The 17,416-nt window shown below is 58.0% G+C and carries 19 protein-coding genes and 1 pseudogene; 17 read left to right on the forward strand and 3 right to left on the reverse strand.

Features of this window, described 5'->3' with window-relative positions:
* Positions 1 to 8: 8 nt before the first annotated feature.
* Both yfcF and M5C56_RS00345 read right to left on the reverse strand, forming a co-directional pair.
* Positions 9 to 641 carry a glutathione transferase gene (yfcF, locus tag M5C56_RS00340; RefSeq protein WP_103498343.1) on the reverse strand — a complete coding sequence of 211 codons (633 nt, stop codon included), beginning with the start codon at positions 639 to 641 and terminating at the stop codon, positions 9 to 11.
* A gap of 107 nt (positions 642 to 748) precedes the next feature.
* Positions 749 to 1,957, reverse strand: a complete 1,209-nt coding sequence (locus M5C56_RS00345; RefSeq protein ID WP_103498342.1) for an MFS transporter — start codon at positions 1,955 to 1,957, stop codon at positions 749 to 751.
* Positions 1,958 to 2,065: 108 nt separating this feature from the next.
* Between M5C56_RS00345 and M5C56_RS00350 the strand changes: the two genes are divergently transcribed.
* From M5C56_RS00350 to M5C56_RS00395, 10 genes are all read left to right on the forward strand, one after another.
* Entirely contained in the window at positions 2,066 to 2,995 is a 930-nt protein-coding gene (locus M5C56_RS00350) for a LysR family transcriptional regulator (protein WP_103498341.1), read from the forward strand.
* A 136-nt stretch (positions 2,996 to 3,131) separates the two neighbouring features.
* Positions 3,132 to 3,413, forward strand: coding sequence for a DUF3761 domain-containing protein (locus M5C56_RS00355; protein ID WP_103498340.1), 282 nt, complete (start codon positions 3,132 to 3,134; stop codon positions 3,411 to 3,413).
* 51 nt (positions 3,414 to 3,464) lie between these two features.
* Positions 3,465 to 3,938 carry a hypothetical protein gene (locus tag M5C56_RS00360; RefSeq protein WP_103498339.1) on the forward strand — a complete coding sequence of 158 codons (474 nt, stop codon included), beginning with the start codon at positions 3,465 to 3,467 and terminating at the stop codon, positions 3,936 to 3,938.
* Between the two features lie 115 nt (positions 3,939 to 4,053).
* Positions 4,054 to 4,623: a nucleotidyltransferase family protein gene (locus M5C56_RS00365; protein WP_103498338.1), complete on the forward strand. Its 570-nt coding sequence runs from the start codon at positions 4,054 to 4,056 to the stop codon at positions 4,621 to 4,623.
* A 172-nt stretch (positions 4,624 to 4,795) separates the two neighbouring features.
* A complete protein-coding gene (locus M5C56_RS00370; RefSeq protein WP_103498337.1) occupies positions 4,796 to 5,425 on the forward strand; it encodes a CDP-alcohol phosphatidyltransferase family protein in 630 nt (209 codons plus the stop codon).
* Positions 5,426 to 5,503: 78 nt separating this feature from the next.
* Positions 5,504 to 7,264, forward strand: a complete 1,761-nt coding sequence (locus M5C56_RS00375) for a bifunctional alpha/beta hydrolase/class I SAM-dependent methyltransferase (RefSeq protein ID WP_103498336.1) — start codon at positions 5,504 to 5,506, stop codon at positions 7,262 to 7,264.
* On the forward strand, positions 7,261 to 8,619 hold the full coding sequence (locus tag M5C56_RS00380) for a phosphatase PAP2/dual specificity phosphatase family protein (RefSeq protein ID WP_103498335.1): 1,359 nt from the start codon (positions 7,261 to 7,263) through the stop codon (positions 8,617 to 8,619). Before M5C56_RS00375 ends, M5C56_RS00380 begins: the two co-directional genes overlap by 4 nt.
* A complete protein-coding gene (locus M5C56_RS00385; RefSeq protein WP_103498334.1) occupies positions 8,609 to 9,064 on the forward strand; it encodes a hypothetical protein in 456 nt (151 codons plus the stop codon). The genes M5C56_RS00380 and M5C56_RS00385 overlap by 11 nt, the downstream gene beginning before the upstream one ends.
* Before the next feature lie 9 nt (positions 9,065 to 9,073).
* Complete coding sequence (locus M5C56_RS00390) at positions 9,074 to 9,694, forward strand: lysophospholipid acyltransferase family protein (RefSeq protein WP_103498333.1); 621 nt, start codon at positions 9,074 to 9,076, stop codon at positions 9,692 to 9,694.
* A gap of 1 nt (position 9,695) precedes the next feature.
* Positions 9,696 to 10,628 carry a phosphatidate cytidylyltransferase gene (locus M5C56_RS00395; RefSeq protein WP_100942822.1) on the forward strand — a complete coding sequence of 311 codons (933 nt, stop codon included), beginning with the start codon at positions 9,696 to 9,698 and terminating at the stop codon, positions 10,626 to 10,628.
* Between the two features lie 217 nt (positions 10,629 to 10,845).
* Here the strand turns inward: M5C56_RS00395 and M5C56_RS00400 are convergent, their stop codons facing one another.
* Positions 10,846 to 11,103: a hypothetical protein gene (locus M5C56_RS00400; RefSeq protein WP_103498332.1), complete on the reverse strand. Its 258-nt coding sequence runs from the start codon at positions 11,101 to 11,103 to the stop codon at positions 10,846 to 10,848.
* Positions 11,104 to 11,124: 21 nt separating this feature from the next.
* Here M5C56_RS00400 and M5C56_RS00405 point away from each other — a divergent pair.
* The 7 genes and pseudogenes from M5C56_RS00405 to M5C56_RS00435 all read left to right on the forward strand — a co-directional run.
* Positions 11,125 to 11,308, forward strand: a pseudogene (locus tag M5C56_RS00405) (phosphatidate cytidylyltransferase); the annotation flags it as partial.
* A gap of 462 nt (positions 11,309 to 11,770) precedes the next feature.
* Positions 11,771 to 12,694: a hypothetical protein gene (locus M5C56_RS00410; protein WP_103498331.1), complete on the forward strand. Its 924-nt coding sequence runs from the start codon at positions 11,771 to 11,773 to the stop codon at positions 12,692 to 12,694.
* 81 nt (positions 12,695 to 12,775) lie between these two features.
* Complete coding sequence (locus M5C56_RS00415; RefSeq protein WP_247262980.1) at positions 12,776 to 13,390, forward strand: LysE family translocator; 615 nt, start codon at positions 12,776 to 12,778, stop codon at positions 13,388 to 13,390.
* 414 nt (positions 13,391 to 13,804) lie between these two features.
* Complete coding sequence (locus M5C56_RS00420) at positions 13,805 to 15,136, forward strand: cation:dicarboxylase symporter family transporter (RefSeq protein ID WP_103499518.1); 1,332 nt, start codon at positions 13,805 to 13,807, stop codon at positions 15,134 to 15,136.
* A gap of 46 nt (positions 15,137 to 15,182) precedes the next feature.
* Positions 15,183 to 15,809, forward strand: coding sequence for a helix-turn-helix transcriptional regulator (locus M5C56_RS00425; RefSeq protein ID WP_103499519.1), 627 nt, complete (start codon positions 15,183 to 15,185; stop codon positions 15,807 to 15,809).
* An 88-nt stretch (positions 15,810 to 15,897) separates the two neighbouring features.
* Positions 15,898 to 16,296, forward strand: coding sequence for a RidA family protein (locus M5C56_RS00430; protein ID WP_103499520.1), 399 nt, complete (start codon positions 15,898 to 15,900; stop codon positions 16,294 to 16,296).
* 54 nt (positions 16,297 to 16,350) lie between these two features.
* Positions 16,351 to 17,322 (forward strand): threo-3-hydroxy-L-aspartate ammonia-lyase, encoded by a 972-nt coding sequence (locus M5C56_RS00435; RefSeq protein WP_103499521.1) that lies wholly within the window; start codon positions 16,351 to 16,353, stop codon positions 17,320 to 17,322.
* Positions 17,323 to 17,416: the final 94 nt, after the last annotated feature.

Here is a 17,416-nt window from a genome sequence, read left to right on the forward strand (position 1 = left end):
GCTGCGCACTACAACGCAGGACGCTGGAACCCGACCCACTCCTGCACGGCAGGCCGCTGCCATTGGCGTTGCGCATATTCCACCAGGACAGGTGGCACGTCGTCACCGTTGAGGACCAGCCGGTTGAGCATCAGCGCCAGGTCGGTATCGGCAATCGACCATTGACCGAACAGGTGCTCGCGCCCATCCGCCAGCAGTGCCTGGGCGGCCGCGAACAGCTTGCGCGTCGCCGCCTCGGCCGCTGGCGACAAGGGCCCCGACTTGATGCCATAAAACACCACCACGGTGGAGCGCTCCTGCCGGATCGGTATCAGGTCACTACGCAGCCAGGCCTGGACCTGCCGAGCCTGCGCGCGCTGTTGACGGTCTTGCGGATAAACCGGCACCTGCGGGAATGTCTCTTCCAGATACTCGGCAATCGCCGACGACTCGGACAAGGCAAAGTCGCCATGCACCAGGGTCGGCACCCGCTGGGTCAGCGACAGGCTGGCGTAGCCTTCAGCCTGGTTTTCCAAGGTGTCGAGGTCCAGGGGGATCAGTTCGAAGTCGATGCCCTTTTCCCGCAGCACAACGAAATCCGACATGGCATAAGGGCTGGTGAATTGAGCATCGACGTACAGTTGCAGGCGGGGATCACTCACGACACATCTCCATATCCATAGGTGGGAGGGGACACGCTACGGGATTGGCCGTCATAAATGAAATGCATGATTTTCATGCGCGCATTCCCTGCGGGAATACCGTGATTTCAGCGGTCCAGCGCTCTCTGTACACACCAGGACAATGGCAGCGTCAGCAGCACCATCGCCGCCAGGGCCATCACCGCGATCGGGATTCCGGTCAGGTCACCCAGTCCCCCGAACAACACCGGCGCCAGTGCCCCGCCGCCGATGGTTCCGGTATAGAACAGCGCAAACGCCTGCTCGCGCCTGCCCGCCTCCGACAACTCCGGCACTACACCATAGAGCACCGACGATGTCCCGTTCAGAACCAGCCCCAGCAACGGCAGCATCACCATCATGCCGGACAGCGGCAGATATACCGCCAGTACGATCAATACCGAAGTAGCGGACTCCGTCAGCCACACGGTCTTCATCATGCCGATACGCGCGCCCAGGTAACCGCAGAACAACTTGCCGAACGCGCCGCCCACGAACAACAGCATCAACGCCAGGCCAATGCCCGCCGTCCCGGCCCCCTTGCTACTCAACAGGAAAGGCAAAAAGGTGAGAAAGCCCATGCGCACCGCACTGTCCAGCGTGCCCGTCAGCAGCAGCGCACGCAGCCCGTTGGCGGAGCCTTTCCCTGTCGGTGTCGCGGAGGCTTTCCGAGACCCGGGCGACGTTGCCGCCTGTGTCGGAACCAGCCACCACAGCAGCGCGGCGGCAGCCAGGCCAAGTACGCCCATCAGCGTGACACTGGCGCGCCAACTGACGACCGTCAACAACAGGCCTACCAGTCCCGGGAGCAACGTCTTGCCGATATCGCCGGAAAAGTTGTATTGCGACAGCGCCTCCTTGACCCCGCCACCTGCCTCATGGGTATCGGTGATCAGCGAGGACGCCAGCGGGTGCTGGGTGCTGGCGCCCAACCCACCCAGCAGCAGCGCCAACAGCAGCACCGTCAAGCCGCCGGCCTGGCCGACGAGCAGGTACGCCAAGCCGGCCAGTGCGGTGCCGCCCACCAACAAACGCTCTCGTCCCCAGCGTCTGGCGGCCCGGCTCGCCAACAACTGGAAACCGGCCATCATCCCGGAATAGGCTCCGCGCAGCAGCCCCACCTGCGCGTAGCTCATGCCGAACTGTGCCTGCCAGATTGGCAGCAACACATAGATCACATCGGTCAGACCGTCATGCACGGCATGGGCGCTACAGGCCGCCAGCAGGGACCGACGACGTAAAGAGGTCTCGGCGGGTGGCGATTCGCTCAATGTCAGTGGGCTTTTCAGATCAGTCATCGTGTTGACTCACAGAGCCTCTCGTTTTATGACGAAAAGACTTTATAGAATACGCAGACTGGCAAAGACCAATACCAAATTCGAACCGATCAATACCCAAGGACCAGGATGCTCGATCTACGCAGGTTGCGTTACTTCTTGACCGTTGCCGAGGAACTGCATTTTGGCCGTGCAGCACTGCGCCTGCACCTTGCCCAACCGCCCCTGACCCGGCAGATTTCGGCCCTGGAAGTCGAACTGGGGTTTCGCCTTTTCGACCGCACCAGCCGCAGCGTATCGCTCACGCCTCAAGGCCGCGCCTTCCTGCCTTACGCCCGCTCCGTGCTGGAGCAAGTCGACCTGGCCAAAGTCATCGCCGACAAATTGGCGGCTGGCACTGCCGGTCAGCTTGTCCTGGGTTATGCCAGCTCGATTGCCCTGTCGGATATTTTCAGCCAGGCCATTCGGGCCTTCGCCCAGCGTTTTCCAGAGGTTCAACTGACGTTGGTGGAAAGCGCTTCAGGCACCCTGGTGGCGCAGATCGTCGACGGGCGCATCGATATCGGCATGAGCCGTCTGCCACCGTCCGACGGGCAAACCGAGGTCCAGTCACTGTCCCTGGGCGAGGAGCAACTGGTGGCCGCCCTCTCCAGTGACGACCCGCTGGCCGATCAATCCCAGGTGACCCTGGCGCAACTCAGTACGCGCCCGTTGATACGCTATCCGACCGATTACGGCTCGGGGCTCAACACGATTATCGAGCACCTCTACCAACGCCATGGCCTGCCCTTGCAGCCCGGGCCGGCCGGACGGCAGATCACCTCGATCATCGCCCTCGTGGCTGCCGGCCAGGGCGTCGCACTGGTGCCTCACTGCACCCGGACCCTGGCAAAAAAAGGCGTGACCTACCGCCCCGTGACCGATCCCGACGCCTGTGCGCCTCTGCTGGTACTCACTCGCGCGCAAGGACGCAGCCTGCTGGTCGAGGCGTTCATGGGGGTGATCGACGAGCTTCGACAGGCTCGGGAACAATCCACAAAAGCCGAAATCAACGACTAAAGTACCCTCTGTAAAACAAGCGGCCTTGAAGGAAAAGACAGAAGCAATTCCAAATTGCTACCATCCTGATGAAAAGGAACGTACGGTAATGACACCCGTATGAATCTCCTCCAGCACACCAAGGATCGGTCAGCCCATGAAACTCGCCTACCTGGCGCTTGCCACCTGTTTGATTTTCCAACCCGCTTTCGCCAGGTCCGATACGGATCGTCAAGCCTTCACCCCAGACGAGTCGCAATTGATCGAGCACGGCTCGTATATCAATAAAGACGGAAACACCGTACACAGTCCCGCTCACACCAAATCAGACCGAGCTCCCGAGGGCGCCACGGCCAAGTGCCGCGACAAGACTTACAGTTTCAGCCAGCATCGGCGTGGAACCTGCTCACGGCACGGCGGTGTGATGGCTTGGTTGTAGAGAGCGTCCAAAAGACGAAGCGCTTATTCGCAACCCTTCAGGAGCCCGACAATGACGAAACCCTTTGGCATCACCCTCGCCTTCACATTGCTCCTCGCGCTATCGAATACAGCCGCGGCTGAAACAGCTCATGAATCAGCCCGAAGTTTCGTTGCCCAATCCCATGCCGGCGACGATCTCGCCGCCATCGCACTATCAGCCGCCAAGCACACACAAACCTACGGGACGCTCGTTGCGAAGCTGGGGGCTGTCGGGGCAGACACAGCCGTGTCGAGCGAAATCACTGCGCTACTCCCGCAGTACCAGCCGAAATGGGACCAGAACCTTGCCGCCGCCTATGAGAAGTCTTTCTCCTCAGAAGAGCTATCGTCGCTGGCGTCTAAAGGTCGAGACTCAAAATACGCCGGTAAAGTGATAGAGCGACAATCGGCAATCGGGAAAGACATGCAGTCCAGCTCAGGCCCGATTCTGATTTCCCTGATAACCGAAGCACTTGAGGCATGCCTTTCCAAAAACGGCTTGTAAACAAGGGCTGCGAACCACCAGCCGCACATCGACAAGGTCTATGGCCATCACAAAATTTCATAACCTTTGAGCTATCCTCGGCGGCCAGGACTCGATCTACGCCAAAGGAATGAAGATGACATTGACTGCCGAACGTTTGCTCAGCCTGGCCATGGCCAACCCGGTAAACGCTGAAATCGCCTCACGCCTGCCATCCCTCGGTTTGAGTCAATGCATGCTCACGGCGGGCTGTCTGTTCCAGGCCGTCTGGAATCAGCATTCGGACCTGCCAGCCGAGTGGGGCGTCAAGGATTACGACGTTTTCTACTTCGACAATGACCTCTCCTGGGAAGCCGAAAACGAGGTTATCCGGGCCACTCACCTGCTCTTCCAGGACCTTGGCGTCAACATCGATATCAAGAACCAGGCGCGCGTCCATCTTTGGTATGCCCAACGGTTCGGCAGAACCTATGCTCGGCTGGAGTCGGCCAAAGAAGGTATTGATCGTTACCTTATTGCCGGCACTTGCATCGGACTGGATGTTGCCACGGGTGAAGTCTATGCCCCCTACGGCCTGACCGATATCGAACAAGGCCTGCTTCGGATCAATCCGGCACATCCCGAACCCGACTTGTTCGAGCAGAAGGCGAAAAGTTATCAGGCTCGCTGGCCTTGGCTGACAGTCCTGGAAACCAACCCTTCATAAAAACCGCTTTGTTTCCTGAATATGCACGGCTGCACACATTTTTATCCGGAACCTAATGTCAGCCCCGGCCATTTCTGGCAATAATCCACCTGTTTTGCCAATAAGCGGTCTCTCCTGCTCCCAGGATTCCCCTAGCCCCGCTCACTGCCTTCGGACAAGGACCGTCGCCACCATGCCTTCGATCTACCAACTCAAGCCCCGCTTCCAGAACCTGTTGCGTCCAGTGGTCCAACGCCTCTTCGACAATGGCACCAGCGCCAACCAGGTCACCTTGAGCGCCGCTGTAATTTCCCTGCTGGTAGGCGCCGTAGTCGCCACCTTCGCCGGGCACGCCTGGGTGTTCGTGATCATCCCCATTTGGATGATCCTGCGCATGGCCCTGAACGCCATCGACGGCATGCTCGCCCGGGAGTTCGGCCAGCAATCGAAGCTCGGCGCCTACCTGAACGAACTCTGCGACATCATCGCCGACAGCGCACTGATCCTGCCGTTTGCCTTGTTGCCCGAAGTCAGCCTGCTGGCGGTGCTGCTGGTGACCCTGCTGGCCCTGTTCAGCGAATACGCCGGTGTCTTGGGGTCGATGGTCGGCGCCTCACGGCGCTACGACGGTCCCATGGGCAAGAGCGATCGCGCATTTGTTCTGGGTGTGATCGCCACCGGCGTGGCCTTCGGCCTGCTCAATACCCAATGGATAAATGGGTTATTCGTGCTGATGGCGGCACTCCTGCTGGTTACGCTGGTCAATCGGGTACGGCAAGGCTTGAAAGAAGCCGCAACAACAGCAGAACCGCCTGCCCAGTAACACCCGAATCGCCAAACCGCTCCCCCAAGATAGTTGCCTCAAGCTCCCCTCTCCAAGATCCGGCAAAAGGACATTGCAATGCGCGACGAGCAAGCCCAGACCTTCAGTACCCATGATGGCGTCGAACTGTTTTATCGCCACTGGCCGGCCACAACGCCTGCCGCCGGCGAGCCGCGCAAGGCCATCCTGCTGTTCCACCGGGGGCATGAGCATTCCGGGCGCATTGCCCACCTGGTGGATGAACTCGACCTGCCGGACTTCGACTTCTTCGCCTGGGACGCCCGTGGCCACGGCCAGTCGCCGGGCGCGCGGGGTGACAGCCCGAGCTTCGCCACCAGCGTGCGGGATGTGCAGACCTTCTGCGATCACCTCGGCGCCACCTTCGCTATCGCCGAAGAAAATATCGCGGTCATCGCCCAGAGCGTCGGCGCGGTGATCGTCGCCACCTGGGTCCACGACTACGCGCCAAAGATCCGCGCCCTGGTGCTCGCCTCCCCGGCCTTCAAGGTCAAGCTCTACGTGCCTTTCGCCCGTCCAGGCCTGGCCCTGATGCGACGCTTTCGCGGCAACTTTTTCGTCAACAGCTACGTCAAGGCCAGGTTTCTCAGCCACGACCCGGAACGCATTGCCTCCTATGACAGCGATCCGCTGATCACCAAGGCCATTTCGGTAAACGTCCTGCTCGGGCTCTACGAGGCCGCCGACCGCGTGGTCGCCGATGCCAATGCGATCCAGGTACCGACCCAGTTGCTGATTTCCGGCGCGGACTTCGTGGTCCATCGCAAACCCCAGGAACAATTCTTCCAGCGCCTGGGCAGCCTGAAAAAAGAACGGCACGTACTCCCCGGTTTCTTCCACGACACCCTCGGCGAACGCGACCGGCACCTGGCCGTCAGCCGCGCCAAGCGTTTTATCCAACAGAATTTCCTCTCGCCGGTTAACCGCCCGGCCCTGCTCGACGCTGATCGCATCGGCGAGACCTGCGCCGAATCCGAGTCGCTGGCAGCGCCCTTGCCGCACAACTCGCCGCGCGATCTCTACTGGCGCCTGACTCGCGCCAGCATGGGCCTGGGCAGCAAGCTGTCAGCCGGGGTCAAGCTCGGCTTCGACACCGGTTTCGACTCCGGCAGCACCCTGGACTACGTCTACCGCAACACCCCCACCGGGCATACCGCGCTGGGCCGGATGATCGACCAGAACTACCTGAACTCCATCGGCTGGCGCGGCATCCGCCAACGCAAACTGTATGTCGAGGAGCTGCTACGCCTGGCCATGGCCCAGTTGCGCGAGCAAGGCCGCGAAGTGCGGATCGTGGATATCGCCGCCGGCCACGGGCGCTATATCCTCGAAGCCCTGCACGGGGTGACGCCACTGCCGGAATCGATCCTGCTGCGCGACTACAGCGATATCAACGTGCGTGACGGCAGCGCGCTGATCGTCGAAAAAGGCCTTGGCGATATCGCCCGGTTCGTCAAGGGCGACGCCTTTGACCGGGACGACCTCGCCGCGCTGGACCCCAAGCCGAGCCTGGCGGTGGTGTCGGGCCTGTACGAACTGTTCGCCGACAACACCCTGGTCGGCAACTCCCTCGCCGGCTTGGCCGAGGCCTGTGAGCCGGGCGCGTATCTGGTCTACACCGGGCAACCCTGGCACCCCCAGCTGGAACTGATCGCCCGCGCCCTGACCAGTCACCGCCAAGGCCAGGCCTGGGTCATGCGCCGTCGTAGCCAGGCGGAAATGGACCAGTTGGTGGAAGCCGCCGGGTTTCGCAAGATCACTCAACGGGTCGATGAATGGGGGATCTTCAGCGTGTCCCTGGCGCAACGCGTGCAAGGATGAACAGCACATCCCGGGAATCCGGCCTGCTGAAGCGCGCCGTGCTCTGGCTGGTCCTGCTGGCGCCATTGTTCTTCGCCAGCTATGGCTTTGCCACCTGGTACACCGCCCGGCGCAGCGATGTCGGCAACTACGTGTTCGGCTGGGAAAGCCATATGCCGTTCTGGGCCTGGACCATCGTGCCCTACTGGTCCATCGACCTGCTTTACGGCTTGTCGCTGCTGCTGCCCAGAAGCAAGCGCGAGCTCGACCGACACGCCCTGCGCCTGCTGACGGCCCAGGCGATCGCCGTCTCCTGCTTCCTGCTTTGGCCACTGACCTTCACCTTCCCCCGACCACCGCTGGACGGCGTGTTCGGCTGGCTGTTCGCGGTACTGGCGGGCTTCGACAAACCCTTCAACCAGGCGCCTTCGCTGCATATCGCGTTGCTGGTGATTCTATGGGTCATGTACCGCCGGCATTTCACCGGTGTCGGACGCTGGCTGGTGCACGGCTGGTTCGCGCTGATCGGTGTATCGGTACTGACCACCTATCAACACCACTTTATCGACCTGCCCACCGGTGCCTTGGCCGGCTGGTTGTGCGTCTGGCTGTGGCCGGATGATCGCGCCAACCCATTGTCCGCCGCGCGCCTGTCAGGCGATGGCAAACGCCTCGCCCTGGCTGTTCGCTACGGGCTGGGGGCGACGCTGTTGGCCATCGTCGGCTTCGGCTTCGCCGGTGTCGCGTTATGGTTGCTCTGGCCGGCGCTGGCCCTGGCGCTGGTAGCGCTCAATTACGCGGTGTTCGGCGCCCAGGGCTTCCAGAAACGCGCCGACGGCAGCTTGAGCCCGGCCGCACGCTGGCTGTTTGCGCCTTACCGGGCAGGCGCCTGGGTCAATTCGCGGCTCTGGACAAAATCCCATCCACAACCCGATCAGGTTGTAGATGACGTTTGGCTTGGGCGACTGCCAAGCCGACGCGAACTTCAGGCCGGCCCATTCGCGGCCATCGTCGACCTGTGTGCCGAACTGCCCTTGGCCCCCCAAGGGCGGGCCTATAGCAGCATCCCCGTACTGGACTTGATTGCACCGTCAGCGGAGCAATGTCGCGAAGCCGCCCTGAGCATTGATGAACTGCGCCAGAACGGGCCGCTGCTGGTCTGCTGCGCCCTGGGTTATTCACGTAGTGCCACGGCGCTCGCCGCCTGGTTGCTGCACAGCGGCCGAGCGACGACGATCGATGCAGCCCTGGAGCTGATACGCGCGGCACGTCCCGGCGTGGTCCTGCATCCGCGGCATCGCCAGGTGCTGGAAGCCATGCTTCAGCTCGTGCCTGGCGAAGCGGTCGCCCAATCGAGGATCGCCGATGCCCGCTAGCCTGCAACTGCATGTGATCGCCAGCCTGCTAAGGCGCGGCCGCGCGCTCGACCAATTCTCCACGGGACTGACCGTACTGGGTGTTCTGCTGGGTCTGGCACCGCTGCTCTTCAGCACCATCAGCCTGTGGTGCCTGGTGGTCAGCGCCTGGCTGGTGCTGTCGGGCCTGCTGCAAAAATACTGGGCCTTTCGTGTCGCTTTCGACGCCGATCTGTTCCAACTGATGGCGCAGGATCCCAGCAACCTGAGCGATCGCACCGAGGCGCTGGACCAGGCACTGCAAGACCTCGGCCTGCAACCGCGACAATCCGCAAACCGTCCCTGGGCCGAGCGCAGCCATGGCGCGCTGGGCCTGCTCAAGCGCCAGGCGTTGCTGGTGCTGGTACAAATTTCCCTGCCACTGATCGTCATTCTGGCCAGCCCCTGGCTGCCCTTCGCCGGATAAGGAATCGTCATGTTCGAACCCGTGGTTGCCACCCTCATCACCTCCGGCGCCCGCCTGATCACCGGTGCCCGCAGCCTGTGGATCGGCTGCGGGCCCAATCCGGAGCAGCGCATCTACTTCGCCAACCACAGCAGCCACGGTGACTTCGTGCTGCTCTGGGCCTCGCTGCCACCGGCACTGCGCAAACTCACCCGGCCGGTCGCCGGCGCCGACTACTGGAATAAAAGCGCCCTGCGCCGCTACATCATCAAGCGGGTCTTCAACGGTGTGCTGATCGACCGCGAACGCAAGGAGCCCGGGGACAACCCGCTGCAACCGATGCTCGACGCCCTGGCACAAGGTCACTCGCTGATCATCTTTCCCGAAGGCACCCGCAACCAGGAAGACGGCCTGCTGCCGTTCAAGAGCGGGATCTTCCACCTGACCCGGAGCTACCCACAGGCGCAGTTGATTCCGGTATGGATCGCCAACCTCAACCGAGTGATGCCCAAGGGCCGGGTATTGCCCCTGCCGCTGCTGTGCACCACCAGTTTCGGCGCACCGCTGCGACTCGAAGACGACGAAAGCAAAGAACACTTCCTGCAACGCAGCCGCGATGCGCTGCTGGCCCTGGCACCGGAGCAACACTGAAATGGATAGGCAGACCCTGATGTTGTTCGCCGGGATCGGCATGATCCTGGTGCTGGCTTCGCTGATCGGCTTTGTCCTCAAGTGGCGTACCCGAGGCACGCCGAATGCGGTCATCGATAACCTCAACGCCCGGATCAACGCCTGGTGGGTGATGGTGCTGGTGATCGGTATCGCCTTCTGGCTGGGGACCGGCGCGGTGATCCTGCTGTTCTATGCGGTGTCCTTCTACGCCCTGCGCGAATTCCTGACCCTGACACCGACCCGGCGCAGCGACTACCCGGCGCTGGTGGCGGCGTTCTACCTGGCCCTGCCGTTGCAGTACCTGCTGATCTACAGCGACTGGTACGGACTGTTCTCGATCTTCATTCCGGTCTATGTGTTCCTGCTGCTGCCGATCCTCGCTTCGCTGGGCGGTGACAGCACGCACTTTCTGGAACGGGCCTCGAAGGTCCAGTGGGGGCTGATGATCGCGGTGTTCTGCGTGTCGTTCGTGCCGGCGCTGCTGACCCTGGAGATTGCCGGTTATGAAGGCCGCAACCTGCTGCTGATCGCCTACCTGGTGATCGTGGTGCAGTTGTCCGACGTGCTCCAGTACGTCTGCGGCAAGCTGTTCGGCAAACGTAAGATCGCGCCCAACCTGTCGCCGTCGAAAACCGTCGAAGGCTTTGTCGGCGGCATCACACTGGCTTCGTTGATCGGTGGCGCGCTGTTCTGGATTACCCCTTTCAATCCCTGGCAGGCGGCGCTGATTGCGTTGTTGATCAACCTGCTGGGCTTTGCCGGCGGCATCGTCATGTCAGCGATCAAGCGCGACCGTGGGGTCAAGGACTGGGGCCATATGATCGAAGGTCATGGCGGCATGCTCGACCGGCTGGACTCGGTGTGCTTTGCCGCGCCGATCTTCTTTCATCTGGTGCGCTATTGGTGGACGTGAGAGGTGTTACGGCGGGCTCGCCAACGTTTTAGCGTTGGCGGGCTGCACTCCGCTCCCCGCACCGGGTAGTCACCTCAACTACACGGTTCATCCAGCATTACAAGCGAGTCACGGACTTGCCCACCGACGAGCGGGCCAGACACATCATCCGGTCTTCGGCGACAATGCTTCAGGCATCAACCACCGAGATGAAGATCAGGATGTCGTTCATGACGGCTCACTCTTTTATCTCATATCTCATCGTCGCCACAACCAGATCCTCTGCAAGATCCAGGTTTACACCGTCGGGATTTTTCAAACCCTCACGACTGTACCATTCTTGATTGGCCTCCGGATGTGGACCGACAAGACTGACTGTACCTTTCCCAAAGTTATATATGGCGGCCGCGGCATCTTTATTCGGATATCGGGCAATAACGAGTGCACTCCCGCCTTCTGAATCGGTCGGAAGAACGGGGCCATCCTGGTAATACATCTCACGTTTCCGCCACCGCCAGCGGCACTGATCGCGCTGCTGGTGTTTGCCGATGGCATTGTCATGTCGGCGATCAAGGGCGACCGTTGGGTTAAGGACTGGGGGCCATATGGTCGAAGGCCATGGTGGCATGCTCGACCGGCTGGACTCGGTGTGCTTCGTCGCACCGACCTTTTTCCATCTGGTGCGCTACTGGTGGACGTGAGGGGGGGGTTATGACAGGCCCACCAACAAATGCCATGCCAAACAGACTATAGATCATGTTCCAATCTGCGCCTATGTGCTCACACTCCATAGGAATGCAAATCCACGATCGAAGCCTGGATGTTGTGTACGCAGATTGCGTTTGCGAGTCGCTGGCAAACTTTACCACCAAGAAAATGTTTACAAAATATTTTTAGCATATTAAGCTTTTTCGAAGTGAGAAGAGGGTCTTCTCATCAAGGGAGCTGCATCTCAGTGAAGGGAATGACATGTCATATGCTAATTACCGCCGTTCAGAACGCCTAGAATTCTGACACCCCCCCTACTTGTTTTTATACCCCACATCCATAGCGAGCAATTTGCAGCGCGCGATGTCTCGGGCATGGAAAAGTGATTTAGTTTCAATAATATACGAAAAGTCTCACACCACAAAACGCATCAGTCAATAAAAAATGGAGCGACAATGATCAATGAACAGTTTCAAGTAAGCGAAGATCAGGTGATAACGTTTCGTAGGCAGGGCTTTCTTTTCCTGAAAGGTTTTTACAACAAAGATATAACCGGTTATTTGAAATCAACCATTGGCGAGCGCATCTCTGCGCCTACTGATAAATATCAGAGCGGTTTTAGCCGTTTGGCATTTGACATGTATGACGGCGACCCGATGATTGCCAGCGTTATTCAAGATGATCATTTCAAACATGTCATGAACACGTTGACGGGCAAAACCTTGTTTTTTGCCCAGGCGCTTTCCTTCGAGCTGGAAAAAAATAAAAACAAGGGTTTCCCTTGGCATATCGGCACGCAAAGTTTCGGCTATCACCAAGCGGAAGACTATGGCTGCACAGTCTGGGCGCCCTTGGTAAATATCGATCCCAAAGGACAACGCGGCGGTCTGGCGTATGTCCCTAAAGACGCCGTATCAGGTGCATTCATGTATGAACACATCGATCCTTCAATCTTCCAACTGCTGTCGGAACGTATTGAGCGGGGTGAGGAGACCACCATTGATGAGTTCATGCATCTTCGTGATGGTCCTTTGAATGATCCGGCGATTAAAAAGCTGCTGGATCACTTTGCCGTCGAGGACGAATTCGAGGTGGGTGACGCGCTCATTTTCGACAAAAATGTGATTCACCGGAGCATCATGCTGGAAGATGGCCCGATAGACTCGCGCGCAGCGTTCGTCATGCGTTTCTTCTGCGAGACCAGTACCTATGACTATCGGCGCGCTCACGACCTTGAAATTCCTCGCGAGCATTTCAAATACTCTGGTCCGACGCGCTTTCACTTAGAAGTGGCAAAGGAACAAGGCGAACTTCTTGTTAACAGCCCGTTCTTTAAAGGCCAAGAGTACCGTTCGCTAAAAACCTCGAAAACAAGCTGATTCATTACAAGGGCTTACGCTCTTTTTTATACGTGGAGATAGACAGTGGAGGAATATCTTTTTTACGTGACGATATCATGCTTGACGATCGCCAGTCCGGGTCCTGGAGTGTTACTGACATTAACAAACTCACTCACCTATGGATTGAAGAATGCTTTGCCTGGAATTCTTGGAGTAGCCCTCGGCATGGGGGGGATCTCCATCATTGCGGCAAGCAGTGTCGGAGCGATTATTTCCAGCTCCGCCTGGATGATGAACATCGTCAAATTACTGGGGGCTGCTTATCTGATCTACCTGGGATTGAAGCTGCTGCGATCCAAGCCGAAACTTCAAAACACCCTCAATGAAATAACACACTCTGAATCCCTTCCCAGTGTGACAGCCCGATTCAGGCAGGGGTTTTTCGTTTCGATGCTCAATCCCAAGCCAATTGTTTTTTTCATGGCTCTTTTTCCGCAATTCATAAAAGCAGACCAACCGTTCGCACCTCAATTCACCTTACTGGCATCCACATTTTGCACACTGGTATTCTTGATTCACTTCGCCTATGGATATATCACCACCTCAGCCCGGCAAAAAATATCTCTTGGCAGAGGCTTTTTGATCATCAATAGAGTTGGCGGCATTGTATTTATCTGCTTCTCAGCCGCACTGATTCTCTCCATAAACGTTAACTTAATGATCAACAGCGTGTAAAACACTCGGCCCTGCCCGCTCCGAAATATAAAATTCCGAACTCATCCAGGCGACTTTTTATTTCACAACACAGGCAATTTCATCAGAAGAATACACGCTTTATAACGCCTGGTTACGGCAGCCACTGAGTGCCAGGTTTTTCTGTATCTTTCAGGCGGATGGTTGTACCACAAAAATCAGCAAACGACCGTTATGGGTAGACGCTGTTGAAAAATCGGACTGTCAGCTTTCCTGAACTCAGGCCCAACCACCGCCTGTCCAGCCATTTTTTCAAGATATAACATCCAGAACCTGGACATTTTGATTATTTTTAGATATTTTGCCACCCCCCCCCCCAAGAGAGACTGCTCAGAACAATAAGCAGCGCCGTATCGACGTATTTCTGACTTCTGCCACCCTGATTGGAGTGCTGTAATGTCAACACCTTCATCCGCTGCAAACACAGGTTCACCACTGATCTACTCGCTGACCTTCCAGTTATTCATTGGGTTGCTGCTTGGCACCTTCATAGGAATTATCTGGCCGCATTTCGCCGCACAGCTCAATCCGCTGGCCAGTGCTTTTGTCAAACTGATTAAAATGGTTGCAGGCCTAATCGTATTTCTTACCGTAGCCAGCGGGCTTTCTCAGATCAGGAAAGGCGCAGGTCTTGGGCGGCTGAGCGTCGTTACACTGATATATTTTGAGGTTATCAGCACCATAGCGCTGGTGTTGGGATTGCTGCTGGGTAACGTTTTTAAACCGGGCGCAGGTCTATCGATCCCGGCAGATGGTGCTGCAACCGTGGCATCGTTTGCTCAAGCCGGCCAGGCGTTGTCTACAGTCGACTTTTTGCTTAATGTCATCCCCAAAACTGTGCTTGATGCGCTGGCGGGTGGAGCGATGTTGCAGATCCTGCTGGTCGCGCTGCTGTTTGGTTATGCATTATTTGCACTGGGTGAACGTGCCGAACCCCTGGCAGAAAATCTCCGTTTGTGGACTGAAGTCAGCTTCAAGGTGGTCAGTGTTATTCTGCGTTTTGCACCTATCGGTGTCTTTGCCGCGGTAGCATTTACGATAGGAAAATTCGGACTTGCGGCACTAGTGCCACTGATCAAGATGATCGGTCTGGTGTATCTGGGGTGTACGTTGATGATTCTGCTGGTGTTCGCCAGTATTGCGCGGCTCACCGGATTCAGCCTGTGGAGGTTCATCAAGCTTATCCACAAGGAACTGATTATCGCCTTTACAACAACCTCATCGGAAGCGGCGCTACCGGGCTTAATGACCAAACTCCAGGAAGCGGGTTGCAGCAAGAACGTTACCGGATTTGTAGTGCCCGCCGGATATTCATTCAACCTGGACGGGTCATCCATTTATCTCACAGTGGCGGCTCTGTTCATTGCTCAGGCAGCTGGACTTGATCTGGGCTGGTCTGAGCAGTTGTCGTTATTGTTGGTATTTCTGCTGACCTCCAAGGGGGTTGCTGGCGTGAGCGGAGGAGCCTTCGTAACACTGGCCGCTTCCCTGACGATGTTCCCAGACATCCCATTAGCTGGCCTTGCCCTGATTCTGGGTGTCGACCGCTTGATGGACACTATGCGCACACTCACCAACGTTCTAGGTAACGGGGTCGCGACCATGGCTATCGCCCGATGGATGGGGCAACGCAACGGCGATGACCAGGCGCACGCCGCGCGGACAGAGTCAGGTCTAATGTTTCAGTCGACGTCAGATTCCATCCCAACGTCCAATCCGGTCGCCTGAATAGTTATCTGAACCTATCCATTCATCACCGGCATGAGCTTGCACCATGAGCGCAAAAAACGACGAGTCCACCAATATCCTCAAGCAACTGGGGCAGATTGCACAGGGGCTGGGTGAAACATTCGCGCCTTTTTGCGAAGTGGTGGTACATGACCTGCAAGACCCCAGTCACGCCATTCATACGATTCACAACAACCTTTCGGGGCGCCAGGTAGGCGATCCGGCAACCGAGCTCGGCCTGGCTCGCATTGCTGATGCGCATTATCCGCAAGTGATCGCCAACTATGCCAACCGCTTTCCTGATGGTCGGCAGGCCAAGAGCACCTCAATAGGGATCAAGGACTCGAACGGCCGGTATGTCGCGGCACTGTGCATGAACCTGGACTTGAGTCTGTTCCAGAGCATGCAAAGCGCGATGGGGCAATTCACCAACGTGGTCAAGAATGGTGTTACGGAAAACCTGGACACCAGCAATGCTGACGCCATTCGCCAGCGTATCGACGAGTTCGCCGCGCGTCAGGCTACGACACCACGCGCACTGAAGGCCGAAGACAAACGTTTGTTGCTTCGCGAACTGAAGGGCACCGGTTATCTGGAAGTACGCAAGTCAATGGAGGTCATCGCCCAGCATTTGGGCGTGTCCCGCGCGGCTGCCTATAGCTACGTGAAATAACCCTGGCCGGTCTCGTACCGACAGTAGGCCAGAAAGTTTTTGCCCAAGTGAGGGGCTGGTTCTCCTCGACCTGAATAAAGGTATCGCCATGCTTAATCCCGCTATCCAATGCGCCAATAGCAGCTCCATCCGCCCTCCTGCGGGGCACTATTCTCATGTTTGTATCGCCGGTGGATTTGTGATTATTTCTGGTCAATTACCTATCAATTCCTCGGGACAGGCATTGGCAGACCAGAGTTTCGAGGAACAAACTCGGCAGGTCCTGAGCAATCTTGAACATTGTCTAGTCCGGGCAGGCATCGACAAATACAGCCTAGTGCAGGTACGCGTCTATGTTACCGATATTGATCAATGGCCAGCTTTCAATCGGCTCTACGAGCAGTGGTTAGGTGATCACCGTCCCGCACGATCCGTTGCGGGAGTGGCTCAATTGCATTTTGGTTCAGCCGTAGAGGTGGAAGCCATGGCACTTGCGGCGACTGCATAAGCGTATTAATTGCACACACGTCTAAAAATTCTCATATCAAAAAGCGAGGCCCCCATGACCACGACGCAGCTGATGCTCTCTACCTATCAAGACGTCCTTGACGCCGCCGAACGTATCCAGGGCCACGCTCATCGCACTCCGGTGCTGACCTCACGTACGCTGAACGGACAACTGGGTGCAGAGGTTTTTTTCAAATGCGAGAACTATCAGCGCATGGGCGCATTCAAGTTCCGCGGCGCGTTCAATGCAGTAGCTCGCTTCAACGAGCGCCAACGCAAGGCCGGGGTCGTGGCATTTTCTTCCGGTAACCACGCCCAAGGCATCGCATTGTCTGCACGTATCCTGGGTATTCCCGCGACCATCGTGATGCCCCATGACGCTCCGGCCTCGAAAATGGCAGCGACACGCGAATACGGAGCCAGTGTTGTGCTCTATGATCGTTACAGCGAGGACCGCGAAGCCATTGGTCGAAACCTGGCTGAGGAGCATGGCTACACCTTGATCCCATCCTATGACCACCCGGATGTCATCGCTGGGCAAGGGACGGCGACCCTGGAGTTATTGCAAGAAACCGGCCCGCTGGACGCGCTATTCGTCTGTCTCGGTGGCGGTGGACTGTTGGCGGGAGCTGCCTTGGCAACCCGCGCACTGTCACCTGACTGTAAACTTTACGGTGTCGAGCCGCAGACGGGGAATGACGGTCAACAGTCGTTTCGCAGGGGCGAAATTGTACATATCGACACACCGGACACCTTGGCAGACGGAGCCCAGACTCAGCATCTGGGGCACTATACATTCCCAATCATTCGCCGCGACGTTGATGACATCCTGACTGTCACGGATGCCCAGTTGATCGAGGGTATGCGTTTTTTTGCCGAGCGCATGAAGATGGTCGTGGAGCCGACCGGATGCTTGGGGTTGGCCGCTGTACGTGAAATGGGCAAGGCACTGGAAGGTAAACGTGTCGGTGTGATCGTGAGCGGAGGCAATATTGACCTGGATCGGTACGCCCGGTTGCTGGCGTAGCCTTTAACGCTGACGTTGCGAGTCGGTTGCGCCGGTAAGCCGCTCGCGCATTGACTGGCAAGGCTCTGGAAGGGGCGGAACAGAGGGATGACAG

It is taken from the genome of Pseudomonas sp. MWU13-2862 (assembly GCF_023242495.1).
GTDB lineage: Bacteria > Pseudomonadota > Gammaproteobacteria > Pseudomonadales > Pseudomonadaceae > Aquipseudomonas > Aquipseudomonas gingeri_D.